This window comes from Lysobacter xanthus (assembly GCF_047159895.1).
Genome location: NZ_BAAGAB020000050.1, coordinates 1 through 21585, shown reverse-complemented (window position 1 = coordinate 21585; position 21585 = coordinate 1). Strand labels below are relative to the sequence as shown.

Sequence of the window (21585 nt, the reverse complement as noted above, 5' to 3'; positions counted from 1 at the left end):
GCTCGCACGGCTGCTGCGGTGGTCGCGCCGTCATCCGCTGCTCGGGCGCTACGCGGTCGCCCTCGTCGACCCCAACCGGCCCGAGTCGGCCTCCTTGCTGATGCTGGCCCTCTGCCTCCTGCTGATCAGCTGGGGCTGGTTCTCGCTCGCCGCGCTGCTGCTCGCCAACGGCGGGCCGCTCGGCCTCGACTACAGCGTCCACGAGACGATGATGGCGCTGCGCAATCCGCTCGCCGACCGCCTGATGGCCGCGCTGGCGAGCCTCGGCGACGCGCAGGTGCTCGGGCCCGCGGTGGCGGTGGCGCTGCTCTACCTGCTGTGGCGCCGACGCTGGATGGCGGCCGCGCACTGGCTCGCGGCGGTGGTGTTCGGCCTCGCGCTCACCGCGCTGCTGCAGGCGGTGGTCGACATGCCGAGGCCGCCCACGGCGCCCCCGGGCTTCGGCTTCCCGTCGGTGGCGGTGACGATGATGACCGTGGTGCTGGGCTTCTTCGCGGTGCTGATCGCCCGCGAGCTGCCCGGTCGCCGCCGCGTCTGGCCATACCTGCTGGCCGGCGTGCTGACGACGCTGGTCGCGTTCGCGCGCCTCTACTTCGGCGCGCACTGGGTCAGCGACGTGCTGGGCGGCACGCTGTTCGGCATCGGCTGGCTGCTCGTGCTGGGCCTCGCGTACCGGCGCCACGTCTCGCGCTCGTTCTGGATGCGCCCGCTGGCGACGCTGTTCTACGTCACGCTGGCGCTCGCCGCGCTCTGGCACGCGCCGCGGGCCTCGGCGCCGATGCTCGCCCGCTTCGCGCCGCCGTCGGCGTCGCTCGTGCTCGATGCGGAGGGCTGGTGGCGCGAGGACTGGCGGCGACTGCCCGCGCTGCGCGACGAGCATGCGCGGCACGGCGGCTGGCCGCTGAACGTGCAGGTGGCCGGCGACCTGGCGACCGTGCAGCGCACGCTGGTCGCACGCGGCTGGCGCGTGCAGCCGCAGGCGGACTGGACCGGCGTGCTGGGCCTGCTCGATGACGACCGCCCGCCGCAGCGGCAGCCGGTGCTCGCGGCGAGCCTCGACGCACGCCCCGAGGTGCTGCTCCTGGTCCGCGACGGCGCGCGCTTCGACGAGCGCTTCGTGCTTCGCCTGTGGCGCGCGCCGGCGGTGCTCGGCGACGGCCGGCCCCTGTGGCTCGGCACGGCGCAACGCCTCGTGCTGACGCGTCCGTTCGACGCGCTGGCGATGTGGCGCCCGCAGCCGTTCACCGCCTCGGATGCGATGCCGGCCTTCGACGCGCTCCGGGCCCTGCCCAACCGCGTGGAGTCGACGCCCGCAGGCGTCGATGTCCTGCGCGTGCGCGCGCCGCGCTGACGGCTCAGCCGCCGGCCGGGATCACGCCGTCCTTCTGAAGGAGTGCGAGGAAGCGGCGCGGCGCGCCGTCGAAGCCGCCGTTGGACATGAAGACCACATGGTCGCCGAGGTGCACGCGATTGCGCAGTTCGCGCAGCATCGTGTCGACGTCGGGTACCGCCAGCGCATCGCCACGCAGTCCTTCGACGACCTTGGTCGCATCCCATTGCAGCTCCGGGCGATGCAGGAAGACGACGATGTCGGCCTGCGCGAGCGACGGCGCGAGCGCCTCGGCGTGCGCGCCCAGCCGCATCGAATTGCTGCGCGGCTCCATCGCCACCGCGATGCGCGCGTCGCCGACCTTGCTGCGCAGGCCCTCGAGCGTCGTCTCGATCGCGGTCGGATGGTGGGCGAAGTCGTCGTAGATGCAGACGTCGCCGACGATGCCGACGACTTCCATGCGCCGCTTGACGCTGCGGAAGCGCAGCAGCGACGGGATGACCTTGCGCGGCTCGACGCCCACCGCGTTCACCGCGGCCAGCGCGGCGAGCGCGTTCATGACGTTGTGGCGGCCCAGCAACGACCACTCCACCGTGCCGACCTCCTGCCCGCCGTGCAGCACCACGAACTTCGAGCCGTCGGGCTCGACGAGGCGCGCGGTCCAGTCGAAGGGCGTCTCGTTGACGTCGGCATCGGCGAGGCCGAACGTCTCCACCGGCGTCCAGCAGCCCATCGCCAGCACCTGCGCGATGCGCGCGTCGGCGCCGTTGACGATCAGGCGGCCGCGGCGCGGCACGGTGCGCACCAGGTGGTGGAACTGCCGCTGGATCGACTCGATGTCCGGGAAGATGTCCGCGTGGTCGTATTCGAGGTTGTTGAGGATCGCGACCGTCGGACGGTAGTGCACGAACTTGCTGCGCTTGTCGAAGAACGCGGTGTCGTACTCGTCGGCCTCGACCACGAATTCCCTGCCGCTGCCGATGCGCGCGGACGTGCCGAAGTTCTCCGCCACGCCGCCGATCAGGAAGCCGGGATCGCGATGCGCGGCGTCCAGCAGGAAGGCGAGGATGGAGGTCGTGGTCGTCTTGCCGTGCGTGCCGGCGACCGCGAGCGTCTCGCGGCCGGGCAGCACGTTCTCGGCGAGCCACTGCGCGCCCGAGGTGTAGCGCATGCCGGTGTCGAGCACGTGCTCGACCGCGACGTTGCCGCGCGAGAGCGCATTGCCGATCACCACCTGGTCGCAGTCCGCGTCGATCCACTCGGGCGTGTAGCCGTGGCCGAGGTTGATGCCGAGCTGCTCGAGCTGGGTCGACATCGGCGGATAGATCGCCTGGTCGCTGCCCTGCACGTCGTGGCCGAGCTCGCGCGCGAGTGCGGCGACGCCGCCCATGAACGTGCCCGCGATACCGAGGATGTGGAGCTTCATAGGGAATCCGTGTGGCGGTTCCCGGCGACGCGGGAACGGGTCAAGGCGAGGACAGGCGGCTGTTCCGGCAGCCCGAACTCACGCATTCGCGCACGCGGTCCTGCAGGAAGCGCGTGCGCTCGATGGTGGTCTGCGTCGCGCAGTCGAGGTCGACGTAGAAACCGTCGCCCTTGCGCATCGAGCAGTCGTCGTTGCGCTGGCGCATCCACGCGAGTTGGCCCGCCTTGAGCGCCGACTTGCCCGCGGGGTCGAGCTTGCCATTGAGCGCCTTGAAGGCCGCGTTGAGGTCGACGTCGGCCTGCTGGTAGACCTTGTTGAGGCAGTACAGGCCGTCGAAGTCGTTGGTGACGCGGTCACAGGCCGAATTCGCGAAAGCGGCGCCGGAGGTGGCGAACAGCGCGAGGGCGATGAGTCCTTTCATGGTGGCGCTCCCTGGAAAAAGGTCAGCCGACTTCCTTCACCGGCGCGATCGCTTCAACGATGCGGGTGAACACGTCGTCCAGCGAGCCCACGCCGTCGACGACCTTGAGCTGGCCGTGCTGGCGGTAGTACTCGACGACGGGCGCGGTGGAGTCGTTGTAGATCTGCAGGCGCTTGCGGACGGACTCAGGGCTGTCGTCCTCGCGGCCCTCCGCCTTGGCGCGGCCGGCGATGCGCTCGACGAGCAGCTCGGTCGGGACGTCGAGGAACACCGCATGGTCCATCGGCTGGCCGATGCGCTCGAGCAGCTGGCCCATCGCGCCGGCTTGGACCAGGTTGCGCGGGTAGCCGTCAAGGATGAAGCCGCCGCGGGTGTCGGGCCGGGAGAACCGGTCCTCGAGCATGCCGAGGAGGATCGCGTCGCTGACGAGCTCGCCGCGGGCCATGATCTCCTTGGCCTCGAGCCCGAGCGGCGTGCCGGCGGCGACTTCCGCCCGCAGCAGGTCGCCGGTGGAGATGTGCGGTACCTGGAGGTGCTCCCGAAGGCGAGTCGCCTGCGTCCCCTTGCCCGAGCCCGGGGCTCCCAGAAGTACCAATCGCATTCGTCGCTCCCGATGCAGGAAACGGCACGTTCGCGGGCGCTCCACGCCGGGCGCCGCCGATGCCGTCATGATGGAGCCAGCTTACCGCATACCGTCCCGTTTACTGGAATTCCCATGGCCGCCGGAACCCTCCTCTACGCCCAGTCGGGCGGCGTCACCGCCGTCATCAACGCCACCGCCGCCGCGGTGATCGACACCGGCCGCCGCCATGGCCTGCGGGTGCTCGCGGGCCGCAACGGGATCCTCGGCGTGCTGCGCGAGGAGCTGGTGGACACGACGTCGCTGTCGGCCGCGACCGTCCGCGCGCTGTCCGAGACGCCGGGCGGGGCCTGGGGCTCCTGTCGCTACAAGCTCGGCAGCCTGGAGGCCGATCGCGCCAAGTACGAGCGCCTGATCGAGGTCTTCCGGGCGCACGACATCCGTTATTTCCTCTACAACGGCGGCAACGACTCGGCGGACACCTCGCTCAAGGTTTCGCGCATCGCCGAAGCGCTGGGCTACCCGCTGACCTGCGTCGGCGTGCCCAAGACGGTCGACAACGACCTCGCGGCCACCGACACCTGCCCGGGCTTCGGCTCGGCGGCGAAGTACACCGCCGTGTCGGTCCGCGAGGCGGCCTTCGACGTCGCCGCGATGGCCGAGACGTCGACCAAGGTCTTCGTCTACGAGGTGATGGGCCGGCACGCCGGCTGGCTCGCGGCGGCGGCCGGGCTCGCGGGGCATGGGCCGGACGAGGCGCCGCACCTGATCCTCTTCCCCGAGCGGCCCTATGACGAGGCCACCTTCCTCGCGAAAGTCGACGCGACGGTCGCGCGGGTCGGCTTCTGCGTGGTGGTCGCGAGCGAGGGCATCCGGACCGCCGACGGCACGTTCGTGGCCGACGCGGGCGGTGGCCAGGACGCGTTCGGGCATACGCAACTCGGCGGCGTCGCCTCGCTGCTGGCCGCGCGCGTCAAGGACGCCCTCGGCCACAAGGTGCACTGGACCCTGCCGGACTACCTGCAACGCTCGGCCCGGCACCTCGCCTCGGCGACCGACCTCAAGCAGGCGACCGCGGTGGGCCGCGCGGCGGTCGAGTACGCACTCAAGGGGCGCAATGGCGTCATGCCGGTGATCGTGCGGGCGCGCGACCGGCCCTATCGCTGGAGCGTCGAGCCCGCGCCGCTCGAGTCCGTCGCGAACCACGAGCGGACGATGCCCGACGACTTCATCCGCGAGGACGGCTACGGCATTACCGACGCCGCGCGTCGTTACCTCGAGCCGCTGGTGCGGGGCGAGTCGCCGCCCCGCTACGGCCGCGACGGCCTGCCGAAGTACGCGCGACTGCCGCAGCAGATCCTGCCGCGGCAGCTGGCGCCGTTCGAAGGCTGAGCGCGCTCAGCCGCAGGGCTTGCCTTCGAGCGCGACCGTCGCCGAATAGGCGGGCGTATGCACCGCCCCGCCGGCCGCGGCCTTCGCGTCCTGCAGGTAGAGGCGCGCGCGGCCCTGTGCGTCGAGCTTCGGCGGCGCGCCCGTGGCGGCCTTGCGCCAGACGCTGACCACGGCCTGCAGGCCGCTGCACGACTTCGACGGGATGCGCACCACGTCGTTGAGCGTCCAGCCCGAGGCCACGGACGGGTTCGCCTTGGCCGGATCGAGCAGGCGCGCACGCGCCTGGCAGGTCGGGCTGCTGCGCACCGGCGCGAACTTGTAGGGCGCGGCGGCGTCGCCGGTGAACGTGCCCTGCAGCCAGGCGCAGGCCTCCGGGATGCCGCGGACCAGGTGGGTGACGCCGTCGGCCTGCGGGCTGCCGACCGGACGCTGGATCTCCGGCGTAGCGGCACCGGCGGCGGTGGAGAACGCGGCGAGCAGGAGGACGGTCAGGCGCATGGGCGGGGCTCCGGAGGGACGCGGCAGGCTTGCACGCAGCCGCTGAACCGCATGTTCACCGGACCGCGCGGCGGCATCACGCAGCGCAGCATTGTTTGTCGAGGGCCCTGTGCCATAGTCCGGCGGTCCGCGCGGCGAAGGCCGCCGAGGCTTCAAAACACCGTTTTCCGATGTCCACTTTCGTACTGGGGAGGGGGGTTCATGCTGGAGCAACACGGTTTGACGCTGGCGGTGGCTTGCGCCGTCATCGCGATCCTCTACGGGATCATCTCGGCACGCTGGATCACCGCGCAGCCCGCAGGCAACGCGCGGATGCAGGAGATCGCCGGGGCCATCCAGGAGGGCGCGCGCGCCTATCTCAACCGCCAGTACACGACGATCGCGATCGCGGGCGTGGTGCTGCTGGTGCTCATCGGCATCTTCCTCAACTGGCCGACGGCGATCGGCTTCCTCGTCGGCGCGGTGCTCTCGGGCGCGGCCGGCTACATCGGCATGAACGTTTCCGTGCGCGCGAACGTCCGGACGGCGGAAGCGGCACGTCGCGGCATCGGCCCCGCGATGGACGTCGCGTTCCGCGGCGGCGCGATCACCGGCATGCTCGTGGTCGGCCTCGGCCTGCTGGGCGTCGCCGGCTACTTCGCGATCCTGCACATCCACATGGGCTACACCGAGGAGCAGTCGCTGCACGCGCTGGTCGGCCTCGCGTTCGGCTCGTCGCTGATCTCGATCTTCGCGCGCCTGGGCGGCGGCATCTTCACCAAGGGCGCGGACGTCGGCGCCGATCTCGTGGGCAAGGTCGAGGCCGGCATTCCCGAGGACGACCCGCGCAACCCCGCGGTCATCGCGGACAACGTCGGCGACAACGTCGGCGACTGCGCCGGCATGGCGGCCGACCTGTTCGAGACGTACGCGGTCACGATCATCGCGACGATGCTGCTCGGCGGCTTGGTCGCCGCCGAAGCCGGCACGCACGCGGTGCTCTATCCGCTGGTGCTCGGCGGCGTGTCGATCATCGCCTCGATCTTCGGCACGTTCGTGGTGAAGGTGCGGCCCGGCGGCTCGATCATGGGGGCGCTCTACCGCGGCGTCATCGTGTCGGCCGTGCTCGCGGCGATCGCCTTCTTCTTCGTGACCCAGCAGCTGATGGGCGATTCGAAGTACGGCGCGATGAGCCTCTACTACTGCGCGCTGATCGGCCTCGCACTGACGGGCGCGATCGTGTGGATCACCGAGTACTACACCGGCACGCAGTACAAGCCGGTGCAGCACGTCGCCCGCGCCTCGACGACCGGCCACGGCACCAACATCATCGCCGGCCTCGGCGTCTCGATGAAGTCGACCGCGCTGCCGGTGGTGGCGGTGTGCCTCGCGATCTGGGGCGCGTTCCACTTCGGCGGCCTCTACGGCATCGCCGTGGCGGCGACCTCGATGCTGTCGATGGCCGGCATGATCGTGGCGCTCGATGCGTACGGCCCGATCACCGACAACGCCGGCGGCATCGCGGAGATGAGCGAACTGCCGAGCGAGGTCCGCGACGTCACCGATCCGCTCGACGCGGTGGGCAACACGACGAAGGCCGTCACCAAGGGCTATGCGATCGGCTCCGCCGCGCTCGCCGCGCTCGTGCTGTTCGCCGACTACACGCACAACCTCGACGTCGCCAACCAGGTGCGGGCGACCGCCGCGGGTACGGTGGCGCAGGCCGCGACCTTCGACCTGTCCGACCACTACGTCATCATCGGCCTGCTCATCGGTGGCCTGATCCCGTACCTGTTCGGCGCGATGGCAATGGAAGCCGTCGGCCGCGCGGCCGGCGCGGTGGTCGAGGAAGTGCGCCGCCAGTTCCGCGAGATCCCGGGAATCATGGAAGGCACCGGCAAGCCGCAGTACGACCGCGCGGTGGACATGCTGACCAAGTCGGCGATCAAGGAAATGATCATCCCTTCGCTTCTTCCCGTCGCGGTGCCGATCGTGGTCGGCCTGCTGCTGGGCCCGAAGGCGCTCGGCGGCCTGCTGATCGGCACGATCGTCACCGGCCTGTTCGTCGCGATCTCGATGACCACCGGCGGCGGCGCCTGGGACAACGCCAAGAAGTACATCGAGGACGGCCACTTCGGGGGCAAGGGCTCCGAGGCGCACAAGGCGGCGGTCACCGGCGACACCGTGGGCGATCCCTACAAGGACACCGCGGGCCCGGCGATCAACCCGCTGATCAAGATCATCAACATCGTCGCGCTGCTGCTGGTGCCGCTCCTCGGCGGCTGATTCGCGACGCGATGCACCTGCGAAGGGCGGCCTCCGGGTCGCCCTTCGTCGTTTCCGGGCCCGGGCGCGACGGGGCGAGCGGCCGCGACGTCGCCTTGATGCGATGGGGACTACGGTCCCGGGGCTGTCGCCGCAGCCCGCGGCGCACGACATGGAGGACTCCCACCGTGCCCGACCGTCCCTGGCAGGCTTCATTGCAGAACTCCCTCGGCGTCTACCTGCCGAGCGTGCTCGGTGGCATCGCCATCCTCCTCATCGGCTGGATCGTCGCGCTCATCGCGTCGGCCGCCACGCGCCGTGCGCTCTCGGGCTTCGGCACCAACCAGCGCCTCGGTGCGCATACGCAGACGAGCGTCGACTTCGAGCGCATCGCGGGCCGGGTCGTCTTCTGGGCGATCATGCTGCTCGCGCTGATCGGCATGTTCAGCGTGCTGCAGGTGCAGGGTGTGTCCGGCCCGCTGAGCACGCTCGCCACCAGCGTGATGCTCTACCTGCCGCGCCTGCTGCTGGCCGTCGGCCTCGCCCTCGTCGCCTGGCTCGTCGCCACCGTCGTGCGCACGCTGGTCAACCGCACGCTGTCGAAGACGCGGGTGGACGAGCGCCTCGCGCAGGGCGCGGACATGAAGCCGCTGTCGCAGTCGATGGGCAACGTCGCGTACTGGCTGATCCTGCTGCTGTTCCTGCCGGCGATCGTCGGCGCGCTGCAGATCGAAGGCCTGATGACGCCGCTCACCGGCATGACGTCGAGCCTGCTCGGCATGCTGCCGAACATCTTCGCCGCGGTGATCATCGCGGGCGTCGGCTTCCTGATCGCCAAGGCGGTGCGCGGGCTCGTCAGCAACCTGCTGGCGGCCACCGGCATCGACCGCTGGAGCGAGCAGCATCCGGATACCCGCGGGCTGAAGCTCTCCGATCTCGGCGGCACGCTGGCCTTCGTGATGGTGATCGTGCCGGCGCTGATCGCCGCGCTCGACGCGCTGAAGATTTCCGCGATCTCCGCGCCGTTGACGCGGATGCTCGGCATCTTCTTCGACGCGATCCCGAACCTGCTCGCCGCGGCCGCGATCCTGATCCTCGCCTGGTTCCTGGGCCGCTTCGTCGCCAGCCTGGTCGAGCGCCTGCTGTCCGACCTCGGCTTCGACCGCCTGCCCGCGCGCCTCGGCCTCGGCCACGCCTTCCGCGACCCGGACACCGGCCTGCCGACCCCGGCACCGACCACCGGTTCGGACGTGCTGATGGCGACCTCCACGATGGAACGCGCCGCCGAGGCCCAGGGCTATGCCGGCACGCCGACCGACGCGATGGCGCGCACGCCGGCCCCGACGCCGACCTCCACCGCGGCGTCGGTGGACCGCAGCGGCGGCACCCTGTCGGCGTTCGGCGGCAAGCTCGCGCTGTTCTTCATCATGTTGTTCGCGACCGTCGAGGCCGCCTCGATGCTCGGCTTCGCCGGCATCAATGCGCTGCTGCAGCAGTTCATCGACTTCGGTGCCGACGTGCTGCTCGGTCTCGTGATCCTCGCGGTGGGCTGGTGGCTCGCCGACGTGGCGGGCCGTGCCATCGAGCGCGCGAACCCGGACAGCCGCAGCCTCGCCCGCATCGTGCGCTTCGCGATCCTGGGCCTGGTGACCGCGATGGGCCTGCGCGCGATGGGCGTCGCCGACGACATCGTCAACCTCGCCTTCGGGCTGGTGCTCGGCGCGATCGCGGTCGCCGTGGCGCTCGCCTTCGGCCTGGGCGGCCGCGATGCGGCGGGCAAGATCGCGAACCGCTGGGCGGACGAGTACACGAACCGCCGCCCGCCGGACCGCATGTGACACAGGGCGCCGGCGGATGGAGCACCTCGTCGTCTCCATCCGCCGGCCGGGGCCCGGGACTGCTGCAGCGCAGCAGAAGGGCCGCTAGAATCCGCAACCCCGCGCCCGCCGAACCGGCGGGCGCCTCGCTATCCGGAGCATGCAATGGGCCTGGGCCACGTCCCCACCGGCAAGAACCCGCCGCACGAGATCAACGTCATCATCGAGATCCCCAAGGACGCCGAGCCCGTCAAGTACGAGGTCGACAAGGAGTCCGGCGCGATCTTCGTGGACCGCATCCTGTCCACGCCGATGCGGTATCCGTGCAACTACGGCTACGTGCCGCACACGGTCTGCGGCGACGGCGACCCGGCCGACGTGCTCGTCATCCTGCCGCTGCCGCTGATCCCCGGCTCGGTCATCCGCTGCCGCCCGGTGGGCGTGCTGAAGATGACCGACGAGGCGGGCTCCGACGAGAAGCTGCTCGCGGTGCCGGTCGACAAGGTGTTCAACGGCTACTCGCACATCCAGGACCTGTCGCAGGTCTCCCCGCACTGGTGCGAGCGCATCGGCCACTTCTTCGAGCACTACAAGGATCTCGAGAAGGGCAAGTGGGTGAAGATCTCGGGCTGGGGCAATGCCGAGGAAGCCAAGCAGATCCTCCTCGACGCGATGAAGAGCTACGAGGACGCGACCGACAAGCCGAACTACTGATCGGCGATCGTGCGCACGCAAAAGGCCGCCTCCGGGCGGCTTTTTTTCTGGGTCGGCGCCGGCTCAGGCCATCGCGCGCGGCGGCATCGCCGGCGGTCGCGAAGGCGGCACCACGCTGCGCCCGAGCATCAGCATCACGCCATCGATCCAGCGCGTCTCGTTCGCGAGTGCGAGGTCCTGCGTGAGCGGCTGCACGGTGGCGACGAAACGGTCGAAGGCCTCGCGAAACCGCGGCGCGGTTTCGGGGGCATCGCCATGCGCCGCCCACAGGCCGGCCCACTGCCGCAGCAGGCGCGCGACGTGGCCGCGCACGACGTCGAGCTGCGGATGCGGCAGCGCCTCGCCGAGCAGGAAATTCAGGTGCTTGCCAAGTTCCCAGGGCGTCATCACGCGCGGGATGTTGCGCGTTTCGAGCGCGAACGGCGCCGGCGTGTCGCGCCATTCGACCGTCTGCGCCTGCCAGCCCTCCGCGGACACGCCGGGAATGCGGCCGCGGTCGACGAGATTCCAGAACGCCTCGCCGCCGACGGTGTCGATGACGAGGTGGACGCGCGAGGCCGTCGCGTCGTTGTGCACGCGATGCTGGCGCCACGTGTCGAAGATCCAGCACTCCCCCGCGGCCATGTTGACGACGTCGTCGCCGCATTCGAAGCGCACGGTGGGCTGCGTCACGATCGGCACGTGGATGCGCACGCGCTCGGCCCAGTAGTAGCCCTGGTCGACATGGCGCTTCACCTCGGCCATGCCGGCTAGGCGCATCAGTCGCGTGCGGCCCACGGTGGCCCCGACCGCCGCGAGCACCTGCCGCAGCTTCGGGCAGCGTTCGAGCGCGGGCGTCGGTTTCATCGCCCCGGCGAACATCTCGTTCGCGGGATCGCCGTTCACCGCCACGAGCGGCAGCATCGAATTGCCGGCGTAACCCTGCGGATGCGGGCGCCAGGCGCTTTCCGGGAACTGCGCGATTTCCGCGGCGAGGCCGGCGGCATCGAACAGCAGTGGCAACTGCACGAACGGAGCGTGGAGCTTCATGGTGGCCTCAGGGCGCTTCGGGCGGCGGCGCGCCGAAGAAGTCGCAGGCGCGGCGCGCGGTCGGCTCGACCAGCGGCCAGACGCGGCGGATGGCCTCCTCGTGCGCACGCCACTTGCCCGGACGCGGCGGCGTGAGCGTGTGGCGCGAGAACGGGAGCGCGGCGAGGTCGCGATCCCAGCGGAGGTCCACCGCGTGCGCGACGCGCGCGGCCGTCGCATTGGGGTCGGCAAGGAACGCGTCGTGGCGCACGCGCACCACGCGATCGTCCGGGAACGCCGACAGGTCGTCGATGAGCGCGTTCATGGTGACCGCCCACTGGGCGGCGACAACGTGCTCGAGTGGCCGGCCGATGAGCTCGCGCCAGCCGGGCACCAGCAGCAGCGACCACGTCGGTCCGGTCCAGCCCGGCAGGAACGGATACATCCGGTAACGGCCCGAGCGCCAGGCCTCGATCATGCTCGCCAGCACTTCGCGCGGATCGCGGTAGAGCACCACGTAGCGCGCGTCGGGGAACACGCGGTCGAGGAACGGGATGCGCAGGCTGTTCTTCGGCGTCTTCTCGAGGAAGCGGACGACCGCGCCGTCGGGCGCACCGCGGCCGTCGCGATCACGCAGGCCGGCCGCGAAACCGGCGCGCACGGCGTCCACCACGGCGGGCGTCGCATCGGCGACGTCGAGGCGGTTGGAGTCGTAGCCGCGATGCGACGGATGCAGGCCCTGGATGCGCTCGATGACGCCGTGGCTCTCGCTGCCGATCGTGTACAGGCCCGGGGCCTGCGCGAGCGTCTCGAAGAACAGCGTGGAGCCCGAGCGCGGCGGGCTGAGGATGATGACCGGCCGGTCGAAGGAAATGGACATGCCGACAGGATGCCAGCCGGAGGACCGGGACGCCCGTGTCGGACGTCCCGGCGGTGGCGATCAGGCCTTGTGGTAGACCTGCGCCCCTGCGGCGCGGAACTCCGCCGACTTCTCCGCCATGCCCTTCTCGATCTCGGCCAGCGACTCCGGATTGTCCTTGGCGTAGTCGCGCACGTCCTGCGTGATCTTCATCGAGCAGAAATGCGGGCCGCACATCGAGCAGAAGTGCGCGGTCTTGTGCGCGTCCTTCGGCAGCGTCTCGTCGTGGTACTCGCGCGCCCGCTCGGGGTCGAGGCCGAGGTTGAACTGGTCCTCCCAACGGAACTCGAAGCGGGCCTTGCTCATCGCGTTGTCGCGCGCCTGCGCGCCCGGATGGCCCTTCGCGAGGTCGGCCGCGTGCGCGGCGATCTTGTAGGCCATCAGCCCTTCGCGCACGTCGTGCTTGTTCGGCAGGCCCAGGTGCTCCTTCGGCGTGACGTAGCAGAGCATCGCGGTGCCGAACCAGCCGATCATCGCCGCGCCGATCGCGCTGGTGATGTGGTCGTAGCCCGGCGCGATGTCGGTGGTCAGCGGGCCCAGCGTGTAGAACGGCGCCTCGCCACACTCGCGCAGCTGCTTGTCCATGTTCTCCTTGATCAGGTGCATCGGCACGTGGCCGGGGCCTTCGATCATGGTCTGGACGTCATGCTTCCAGGCGATCTGCGTGAGCTCGCCCAAGGTTTCGAGCTCGCCGAACTGCGCGGCGTCGTTCGCGTCGGCGATCGAGCCCGGGCGCAGGCCGTCACCGAGCGAGAAGGCGACGTCGTACGCCTTCATGATTTCGCAGATCTCCTCGAAGTGCGTGTAGAGGAAATTCTCCTTGTGGTGCGCGAGGCACCACTTCGCCATGATCGAGCCGCCGCGGCTGACGATGCCGGTCACGCGGCTGGCAGTGAGCGGCACGTAGCGCAGCAGCACGCCGGCGTGGATCGTGAAGTAGTCGACGCCCTGCTCCGCCTGCTCGATCAGCGTGTCGCGGAAGATCTCCCAGTTGAGCTCTTCCGCGCGGCCGTCGACCTTTTCGAGTGCCTGGTAGATCGGCACCGTGCCGATCGGCACCGGCGAGTTGCGGATGATCCACTCGCGCGTCTCGTGGATGTGCTTGCCGGTCGACAGATCCATCACCGTGTCCGCGCCCCAGCGGATCGACCAGACGAGCTTCTCGACCTCCTCGGCGATGCCCGATGACACCGCGCTGTTGCCGATGTTCGCGTTGACCTTGGTCAGGAAGTTGCGGCCGATGATCATCGGCTCGCTCTCGGGGTGGTTGATGTTGTTGGGGATGATGGCGCGGCCGCGGGCGACCTCGTCGCGCACGAACTCGGGCGTGATGATCTTCTGGATCGCCGCGCCGAAGGGCTCGCCGGCGTGCTGGCGCAGCAGGTGCGCCTCGCGGATCGCCTCGATGCGCTGGTTCTCGCGGATCGCGATGAACTCCATTTCCGGCGTGACGATGCCGCGGCGCGCGTAATGCATCTGCGTGACGTTGGCGCCGGCCACGGCCCGACGCGGCAGCGCGCGGTTGCCGAAGCGGATGTGGGCGAGCTTCGGGTCGTGCTCGCGCGCGCGGCCGAACTCGGACGACAGGCCGGGCAGCACGGCCGTATCGCCGCGCTCGGCGATCCATTGCGCCCGCAGCGGCGACAGGCCCGTCGACAGATCGATCGTCGCGGTCTCGTCCGTGTACGGGCCCGAGCAGTCGTAGACGGCGAGCGGCGCGTTCTCCTCGCCGCCGAACAGGGTCGGCGTGCGGGCGAGCGCGATCTCGCGCATGGGCACGCGGAGGTCCGGGCGGGAGCCTTCGACATGGATCTTGCGCGAGCCCGGGATCGGGCGGACGACGTCGGCCGAGAGCTTTTCGGCCTGCTGGAGGAGTTCGGTGGCGACTGCGTTCATTCGTTCGTCCGCGGCATGGGGGCGAGCGCCGGACATCCGGCGTGCGTGCGAGCGGGCGGCGCATGGACGCACGGCGTCCTGCGAAGCTTCCCTACGGCGGTCTCAACCGCATCAGGTTCGAAGGGACTCTCTCAACCGGGCCAGCCGGTACCCCCGCTTCCGCCGGCATTTCAGCACGACGGGCCCGCCGGGGCCACCGGCCGGGGCGTGCGACGTTCACCCGGGCGCTTTGACAGTCTCCGCCGGCCGTCGTCTACTCGGGCCGTGACCGCCCTCCGCGCCCCTGCCGCCGCTTCCGTGATCGCGACTCTCGCGACGGGCGACGCCATGCGCCACGGCCTCGGTACCAGCACCCGCACCACCACGACCACGTCGTGGAGGATGCGGTTGCGCGTGATCCCGGACTGACCGTCCATCACCCGCCCCGCATCCGGACCGGATGCGGGCAGGCCCGCCTTCCGACGGACACGGGGCTCCCGCAAAGGAGCGCCCTGCCATGCCCGCCGTCCTGCCCGCCCGACCGCTGTCCCCGCCCCCTCCCCGCACCGCGGCCCGGGCTGCGGGCGGGACGACCACGACGCTCGCGCTCGGCCTCGTCGGCCCCGGGAAGGTCGGGCGCGCCTGGCTGGCCCAGTGGGCGGAAACGGCTGCCGCGCTGCGCTGCCAAGGCGTCGACCTCGTGCTCCGCGGGGTGACGGACCGTCGCCGCATGTGGCTGGGGGCCGCGCGCGGCGATCTCGACCGGGTCATGCACGGCTTCGACGGCGCGCCCGCGAGCGATCTCCACCGCTTCGGCCCGCACCTCGTCGACGAGGGCCGCCTGCAGGCGGTGCTGGTCGACTGCTCCGGCAGCGACGCGGTGGTCGACCACTATCCGCGCTGGCTCGCGCAGGGCCTGCACGTCGTGACCCCGAGCAAGCACGCCGGCAGCGGGCCGCTGGCGCGCTGGCAGGCGATCCGCGAGGCCAGCCGCGACGGCGGCCGGTTCCGCCACGAAGCGAGCGTCGGGGCCGGCCTGCCGGTGATTCAGACGCTCCGCAGCCAGCTCGATACGGGCGACGACCTGCTCGGCGTCGACGGCGTGCTGTCGGGCACGCTGGCCTGGCTCTTCAACCGCTACGACGGCCGCGTGCCGTTCTCGCAGCTCGTTCGCGAGGCGCACGACCTCGGCTACACCGAGCCCGACCCGCGCGACGACCTGTCCGGCCGGGACGTCGCGCGCAAGCTGGTGATCCTCGCCCGCGAGGCGGGGCATGCGCTCGAAATCGACGACGTGCAGGTAGAGAGCCTGGTGCCGCCCGACCTGCAGGCCCTGCCGCGCGAGGCCGCGCTCGCGAACCTGCACCGCCTCGATGCGCCGATGGCCGCCCGCTTCGCAGAGGCGACGGCCCGCGGTCGTGCGCTGCGCTATGTGGCACGGCTCGATGGCGACGGTGCGCACGTCGGCCTGGTCACCCCCGAACCCGGCGATGCAACGCTGCAGGGCCGCCTGAGCGACAACCTGATCCGGTTCCGCACCCGCCGCTACGCGGATAATCCGCTGGTGGTGCAGGGCCCCGGCGCGGGCCCCGAGGTGACCGCCGCCGGCGTCTTCGGCGACGTCCTCGCGATCGCCCACCATCTCGGAGCCCGCCTGTGAGTCCTTCCCCGCGCGTCGCCCGCGCCTTCGCGCCTGCGAGCATCGGCAACATCGGCGTGGGTTTCGACCTGCTCGGCCACACCATCGACGGCCCCGGCGACGGTGCCACCGTGTACCTGCTCGACGAGCCCGTGATCCGCATTGACGGCATCGACGGCGACGTGCCGGGCCTTGCGCGCATTCCGCTGGAGGCGCTGCGCAATACCGCGGGGCGCGCGCTCGCCGAGCTGCAGTCGTCGCTCGGGCTGAAGCACGGCTTCGCCATCCGCCTGCACAAGGGCATCGCGCTGGGTTCCGGGCTCGGCGGCTCGGCGGCCTCCTGCGTGGCGGCGCTGGTCGCCGCGAATGCACTGCTCGACGCGCCGCTGTCGCGCGAGGCGCTGTACCCGTTCGCGCTGGCCGGCGAGTCGGTCGCGAGCGGCAGCCTGCACGGCGACAACGTCGCGCCGATGCTGCTCGGCGGCATCGTGCTGGCGACGCCGACGCGCGCGATCCGCCTCGACGCGCCCGCGCTGTTCTGCGCCGCGGTGCACCCCGACTTCGTGCTCGAGACGCGCGAGGCCCGCGCGGTGCTGACCGAGCCCTACGCGCTCGGCGCGTTCGTCGACCAGAGCGCCCACCTCGCCCTGTTCCTTACCGGGCTCTCGCGCGGGGATCGCGCACTCGTCCGCGACGGCCTGCGCGACGTGCTGGTGGAACCGCGTCGCGCACCGCTCATTCCCGGCTTCGAAGCGGTGAAGCAGGCCGCGCTCGACGCCGGCGCGCTCGGCGCGAGCATTTCCGGTGCCGGGCCCACCGTCTTCGGCTGGTTCGATTCGCGCGCCGAGGCGGAGGCCGGCGGTGCGTCGATGGTCGACGCCTTCCGTGGCGCGGAGCTGGCGAGCCGCGCCTGGATTTCGCCGGTCAACGGTCCGCGCGCCGAAGTGGTGCCATGAGGTACGTCAGCACGCGCGGCCGGGCGCCGGCGGTCGACCTCGACACCGCGCTCGCCGCGGGCCTCGCGCCCGACGGTGGGCTGTACATGCCGGAGACGATCCCGGCCGCACCGCGAATCGATCCGTCCCGGGGACTCGCCGCCACCGCGGCGTCCCTGCTCGCGCCGTACGTCGCGGGCTCGCGCCTCGAAGCGCGGTTGCCCGCCATCGCCGCGACCGCGTTCGACTTCGACGCGCCGCTGCGCTGGCTCGACCATCGCGACGCGGTGCTCGAGCTGTTCCACGGGCCGACGGCCGCCTTCAAGGACTTCGGCGCCCGCTTCCTCGCGGCGTCGCTCGACGCGCTGCGCGGCGCGGACGACCCGGAACTCACCATCCTCGTCGCCACGTCGGGCGATACCGGCGCCGCGGTGGCCGCCGCCTTCCATCGCCGGCCGGGCTTCCGCGTCGTCGTGCTGTATCCGGACGGCCGCGTCTCGCCGAGGCAGGCGCACGGGCTCGGCTGCTGGGGCGACAACGTCCTCGCCCTGCGCGTGGACGGCACGTTCGACGACTGCCAGCACCTCGTGAAGCAGGCGCTGGCCGACGAGGCCCTGCGCGCGAAGGTCGCCCTGGGCGCGGCGAACAGCATCAGCCTCGGCCGGCTCCTGCCGCAGGCCGCGTACTACGCGCAGGCCGCGCTGGACGCACGCGACCTCACCGGCGAACCGCTGAACGTCGTCATTCCCACCGGCAACCTCGGCAATGCCTCGGCCTGCTGGCTCGCCCGCGCGATGGGACTGCCGATCGGCGAGATCGTGCTGGCGACCAATGCCAACGACGTGCTGCCGCGCTATTTCCACGGCGCGGCCTACCGCCCGGGCGACACCGTCGCCACGCTCGCCAATGCGATGGACGTCGGCGCACCGAGCAACTTCGAGCGCCTGCGCCATGCGCACGTCGACGACCACGCGCTGCGTGGCGCGATGCGCGCGCACTCGGTCGACGACGCGGCGATCCGGGCCTCCATCGTCGACACGTTCCGGCGCCACGCCTACGTCGCCTGCCCCCACACCGCGACCGCCTTCGACGTGCTCGCGCGACTGCGTGCCGCCGGTGACGTGCGTCCGTGGGCGGTGGTCGCCACCGCGCATCCGGCGAAGTTCGAGACCATCGTGGAGCCCTGTCTCGGCGCCCCCGTCGCGGTGCCGCCTGCGCTGGCGGACTGCCTCGCGCGTCCCGCGTTCGCCCGACCGTTGCGCGCGGACGCGCAGGCCCTGCGCGAGGCGCTCCTCGCCTGAGGCGGCGCGCCCGGCGGCGATGCCGGGCGCGCGGCCCTCAGCCCGGCAGTGACGGCGCTGCGTCGAACTCCGGTGCGCGCTCCGTCGCACGGGTGTCGGCCGGCACCTTCACCCGGAACCACGCCGCGTACAGGGCGGGCAGGAACAGCAGGGTCAGGAACGTGGCCACCAGCAGGCCGCCCATGATCGCGACCGCCATCGGGCCGAAGAAGGCGCTGCGCGACAGCGGGATCATCGCGAGGATGGCGGCGAGTGCGGTCAGCACGATCGGCCGGAAGCGGCGCACCGTCGCATCGACGATGGCCTCCCAGGCCTCGCGGCCGTCGTGGCGGTCCTGCTCGATCTGGTCCACGAGGATCACCGAGTTGCGCATGATCATGCCCGCGAGTGCGATCGTGCCGAGCATCGCCACGAAGCCGAACGGGACGCGGAACACCAGCAGGAACAGCGTCACGCCGATCAGGCCGAGCGGCGCGGTCAGGAACACCATCACACTGCGCGAGAAACTGCGCAGCTGCAGCATCAGCAGGGTGAACACGGCGAAGACGAACAGCGGCATGCCCGCGGCGATGGAGTCCTGCCCGCGCGCCGAGTCCTCCACGGTGCCGCCGACCTCGATCGAATAACCTGCCGGCAACTGCGCGCGCAGCTGTTCCACGCCCGGCATCAGCTGGGCGACCACCGACGGCGGCGTCATCGCATCGCGGATGTCGGCGCGCACCGTCATGGTCGGCAGGCGGTCGCGATGCCAGACGATGCCGTCCTCGAAACCGTAGTCGAGCGTCGCCACCTGCGTGAGCGGCACGCTGCGGCCGTTTGCCGTCGGGATCATCAGCGCGCGCAGCGCGGCGAGGTCCGTTCGATCGCGCACGGCGCCGCGCACGTCGATGCCGATCAGCTCGGTTCCTTCGCGGTAGGTGCCGACGTTGCTGCCCGACAGCGCGCCCGACAGCGCCTGCGCGAGCTGCGACGAGCTGATGCCGAGCGCACGCGCGCGATCCTGGTCCACCTTCAGCCGCACGACCTTGCTCGGCTCGTCCCAGTCGAGGTTGACGTTGGTGACGTGCGGATTGGCGAGCACCTTCTCGCGCACCAGTGCGGCGAGACGACGCACTTCGTCCAGGTGCTCGCCGGAGACACGCAACTGGATCGGATAACCGACCGGCGGGCCGTTCTCCAGCCGCGTCACGCGCAGCTGCAGCTCGGGAAAGCGCGGAAAGACGTCGGCGATCAGCCATTCGCGCACGGCCTCGCGCGCTTCGACGTCCTTCGGTGCGAGCACGAACTGCGAGAAGTTCGCCGCCGGCAACTGCTGGTCGAGCGGCAGGTAGAAACGCGGCGAGCCGGTGCCGACGTAGGCCACGTAGTTGTCGAGATCCTTCCGCGTCGCGAGGATGGCCTCGAGCTTCTTGGCCTGCGCGGCGGTCTGCGCGAGCGAGCTGCCCTCGGCGAGTTCCATGTCGACCATCAGCTCGGGACGCACGGAATCCGGGAAGAACTGCTGCGGCACGAAGCGGAACAGCAGGATCGACGCCACGAACGCCGCCGCGGTGATCGCCAGGACGGTCTTGCGGCGGCGCACGCACCACAGCACCCAGCCGCGGAAGCGCCGGTAGAACGACGTCGCGTAGGGGTCGTGGACGTGGCCGTCGCGCGGCGGGGGCAGCGGCGCGATCCAGTCGGCGAATGCGGGGGAGCGATCGGCCATGCGCAGGCGGAACGCCTGCACGCGCGCGGCGATCGATCCCGGCTTCGGCGCCGCGGCGTGCCCATGGTCGGGCAGGAGCCGGTCGCCGAGGTAGGGAATGAACATCACCGCCGCGATCCACGACACCAGCAGCGCGATGGTCACCACCTGGAACAGCGAGCGCGTGTACTCGCCCGTGCTCGACTGCGCGGTGGCGATGGGCAGGAAGCCCGCCGCGGTGATGAGCGTGCCGGTGAGCATGGGAAACGCCGTCGATTCCCAGGCAAATGCCGCGGCCTTCAGGCGCGAATAGCCCTGCTCCATCTTGATGGCCATCATCTCCACCGCGATGATCGCGTCGTCGACCAGAAGCCCGAGCGCGAGCACCAGCGCGCCGAGCGAGATCTTGTGCAGGCCGACGCCGAAGTACTGCATCACCGCGAACGTCATCGCCAGCACGAGCGGGATCGACAGCGCCACGACGAGCCCCGTGCGCAGGCCGAGCGAGAAGAAGCTCACCAGCAGCACGATCGCGACGGCCTCGCCGAGCACGCGCACGAATTCGCCGACGGACTCCTCGACGGCCGCCGGCTGGTCGGACACCTTGCGCAGCGCCATGCCGGCGGGCAGCGTCTTCTCGAGCGCGACGCGTTGCGCCTCGAGCGTGCGGCCGAGCGCCAGGATGTCGCCGCCGTCCTTCATCGCCACGCCGAGGCCGATCGCGTCCTCGCCCATGAAGCGCATGCGCGGCGCGGGCGGGTCGGCGAAGCCGCGCGTCACCGTCGCGACGTCGCCGAGCCGGAACGTGCGGTCGCCGACGCGCACGGGGAACGCCCGGATGGATTCGACGCGATCGAAGCGACCGTCCACGCGCAGCGCGATGCGCGCCGAGCCGGTCTCGAAGAAGCCCGCGGGCGCGACGGCGTTCTGCTGGTTCAGCGCATCGAACACCGCCTGCGCGGGCACGCCCAGCGTGGCGAGGCGCGTGTTGTCGAGGTCGACCCAGATCTTCTCGTCCTGCACGCCGAACAGCTCGATCTTGCCGACGTCCTTCTGCTTCTGCAGCTGCAGCTGGATGCGCTCGGCGTAGTGCTTGAGCACCGCGTAGTCGAAGCCCTTGCCGGTGAGTGCGTAGATGTTGCCGAACGTGTCGCCGAACTCGTCATTGAAGAACGGGCCCTGCACGTCGCGCGGCAGCATCGGCTTGATGTCGCCCACCTTCTTGCGCACCTGGTACCACAGCGGTGCGATCTGGTCCGAATGCAGCGAGTCCTTGGCCATGAAGATGACCTGCGACTCGCCCGGCCGGGAGTACGAGCGGATGAACTCGTACTGCCCGGTCTCCATCAGCTTCTTCTCGATGCGGTCGGTGACCTGCGAGGCCACCTCGTCCGCAGTGGCCCCCGGCCACAGCGTGCGCACGACCATGACCTTGAAGGTGAACTTCGGATCCTCGCTGCGGCCGAGCCGCAGGTAGGCGAGCGTGCCTGCGATCGCGAGCACCACCATCGCGTAGACGACGAGGCTGCGGTGGCGCAGGGCCCATTCGGAGAGGTTGAAGCGCATGGCGGTCTCCGGGCTCAGGGGCGGACGGGGCGGTTGTCGCGATCGACCGGCGAGACCTTCTGGCCGTCGCGCAGCAGGTGGCCGCCGGCGGCGACGACCCAGTCGGTCGCGGCAAGCCCGCGCAGCACGGGCACGGCATCGCTGCCGAAGGCGCCGCTGCGACGCCTTCCAGGCGCGCCGCATGCAGGCGCGCTGGCGCAACCCCGAGACCGGCAAGACCGAACCCGTGCACA

Annotated in this window: 16 protein-coding genes, 1 pseudogene and 1 riboswitch; of the genes and pseudogenes, 8 read left to right on the top strand and 9 right to left on the bottom strand. The window is 71.0% G+C overall.

Features of this window, described 5'->3' with window-relative positions; all coding sequences use genetic code 11:
• Positions 1 to 1351: LssY C-terminal domain-containing protein (locus tag ACY35P_RS11660; protein ID WP_462116005.1), on the top strand; the 1351-nt coding region annotated here is incomplete at its 5' end.
• 4 nt (positions 1352 to 1355) lie between these two features.
• Here ACY35P_RS11660 and mpl read toward each other — a convergent pair.
• From mpl to ACY35P_RS11645, 3 genes are read right to left on the bottom strand one after another with little or no spacing between them, the layout of a single operon-like run.
• Positions 1356 to 2756 (bottom strand): UDP-N-acetylmuramate:L-alanyl-gamma-D-glutamyl-meso-diaminopimelate ligase, encoded by a 1401-nt coding sequence (gene mpl / locus ACY35P_RS11655; RefSeq protein ID WP_462116004.1) that lies wholly within the window; start codon positions 2754 to 2756, stop codon positions 1356 to 1358.
• A 40-nt stretch (positions 2757 to 2796) separates the two neighbouring features.
• A complete protein-coding gene (locus ACY35P_RS11650) occupies positions 2797 to 3177 on the bottom strand; it encodes a lysozyme inhibitor LprI family protein (RefSeq protein ID WP_462116003.1) in 381 nt (126 codons plus the stop codon).
• Positions 3178 to 3199: 22 nt separating this feature from the next.
• Positions 3200 to 3778 carry an adenylate kinase gene (locus ACY35P_RS11645; RefSeq protein ID WP_462116002.1) on the bottom strand — a complete coding sequence of 193 codons (579 nt, stop codon included), beginning with the start codon at positions 3776 to 3778 and terminating at the stop codon, positions 3200 to 3202.
• Between the two features lie 114 nt (positions 3779 to 3892).
• Between ACY35P_RS11645 and ACY35P_RS11640 the strand changes: the two genes are divergently transcribed.
• Positions 3893 to 5149, top strand: a complete 1257-nt coding sequence (locus ACY35P_RS11640; RefSeq protein WP_462116001.1) for a 6-phosphofructokinase — start codon at positions 3893 to 3895, stop codon at positions 5147 to 5149.
• A 6-nt stretch (positions 5150 to 5155) separates the two neighbouring features.
• On the opposite strand, the gene ACY35P_RS11635 is transcribed toward ACY35P_RS11640, so the two are convergent.
• Complete coding sequence (locus ACY35P_RS11635) at positions 5156 to 5647, bottom strand: hypothetical protein (protein ID WP_462116000.1); 492 nt, start codon at positions 5645 to 5647, stop codon at positions 5156 to 5158.
• Positions 5648 to 5848: 201 nt separating this feature from the next.
• Here ACY35P_RS11635 and ACY35P_RS11630 point away from each other — a divergent pair, with 201 nt between their 5' ends.
• From ACY35P_RS11630 to ppa, 3 genes are all read left to right on the top strand, one after another.
• Positions 5849 to 7912, top strand: a complete 2064-nt coding sequence (locus ACY35P_RS11630) for a sodium-translocating pyrophosphatase (RefSeq protein WP_462115999.1) — start codon at positions 5849 to 5851, stop codon at positions 7910 to 7912.
• Between the two features lie 167 nt (positions 7913 to 8079).
• A complete protein-coding gene (locus ACY35P_RS11625) occupies positions 8080 to 9729 on the top strand; it encodes a mechanosensitive ion channel (protein WP_462115998.1) in 1650 nt (549 codons plus the stop codon).
• 144 nt (positions 9730 to 9873) lie between these two features.
• The gene (gene ppa, locus ACY35P_RS11620; protein WP_462115997.1) at positions 9874 to 10422 is read left to right on the top strand and encodes an inorganic diphosphatase; all 549 of its coding nucleotides are present in this window, start codon (positions 9874 to 9876) and stop codon (positions 10420 to 10422) included.
• Between the two features lie 63 nt (positions 10423 to 10485).
• Here ppa and ACY35P_RS11615 read toward each other — a convergent pair whose 3' ends face one another.
• Genes ACY35P_RS11615 through thiC form a run of 3 tightly spaced genes read right to left on the bottom strand, consistent with a single transcriptional unit; the run spans position 10486 to position 14245 of the window.
• Entirely contained in the window at positions 10486 to 11451 is a 966-nt protein-coding gene (locus ACY35P_RS11615; RefSeq protein WP_462115996.1) for an aspartyl/asparaginyl beta-hydroxylase domain-containing protein, read from the bottom strand.
• 7 nt (positions 11452 to 11458) lie between these two features.
• The gene (locus ACY35P_RS11610) at positions 11459 to 12310 is read right to left on the bottom strand and encodes a sulfotransferase family protein (protein WP_462115995.1); all 852 of its coding nucleotides are present in this window, start codon (positions 12308 to 12310) and stop codon (positions 11459 to 11461) included.
• 60 nt (positions 12311 to 12370) lie between these two features.
• Positions 12371 to 14245 (bottom strand): phosphomethylpyrimidine synthase ThiC, encoded by a 1875-nt coding sequence (gene thiC, locus ACY35P_RS11605; RefSeq protein ID WP_462115994.1) that lies wholly within the window; start codon positions 14243 to 14245, stop codon positions 12371 to 12373.
• A gap of 70 nt (positions 14246 to 14315) precedes the next feature.
• Positions 14316 to 14410, bottom strand: a riboswitch (TPP riboswitch).
• 331 nt (positions 14411 to 14741) lie between these two features.
• On the opposite strand from thiC, the gene ACY35P_RS11600 reads away from it, so the two are divergent.
• The 3 genes from ACY35P_RS11600 to thrC are packed head-to-tail and all read left to right on the top strand — an operon-like array spanning position 14742 to position 18099.
• A complete protein-coding gene (locus tag ACY35P_RS11600) occupies positions 14742 to 15884 on the top strand; it encodes a homoserine dehydrogenase family protein (RefSeq protein ID WP_462115993.1) in 1143 nt (380 codons plus the stop codon).
• Positions 15881 to 16819, top strand: coding sequence for a homoserine kinase (locus tag ACY35P_RS11595; protein ID WP_462115992.1), 939 nt, complete (start codon positions 15881 to 15883; stop codon positions 16817 to 16819). The genes ACY35P_RS11600 and ACY35P_RS11595 overlap by 4 nt, the downstream gene beginning before the upstream one ends.
• Positions 16816 to 18099: a threonine synthase gene (gene thrC, locus ACY35P_RS11590; protein WP_462115991.1), complete on the top strand. Its 1284-nt coding sequence runs from the start codon at positions 16816 to 16818 to the stop codon at positions 18097 to 18099. The genes ACY35P_RS11595 and thrC overlap by 4 nt, the downstream gene beginning before the upstream one ends.
• 37 nt (positions 18100 to 18136) lie before the next feature.
• Here the strand turns inward: thrC and ACY35P_RS11585 are convergent, their stop codons facing one another.
• Complete coding sequence (locus ACY35P_RS11585) at positions 18137 to 21352, bottom strand: efflux RND transporter permease subunit (protein ID WP_462115990.1); 3216 nt, start codon at positions 21350 to 21352, stop codon at positions 18137 to 18139.
• A gap of 14 nt (positions 21353 to 21366) precedes the next feature.
• Positions 21367 to 21510, bottom strand: a pseudogene (locus ACY35P_RS11580) (efflux RND transporter periplasmic adaptor subunit); the annotation flags it as partial.
• Positions 21511 to 21585: the final 75 nt, after the last annotated feature.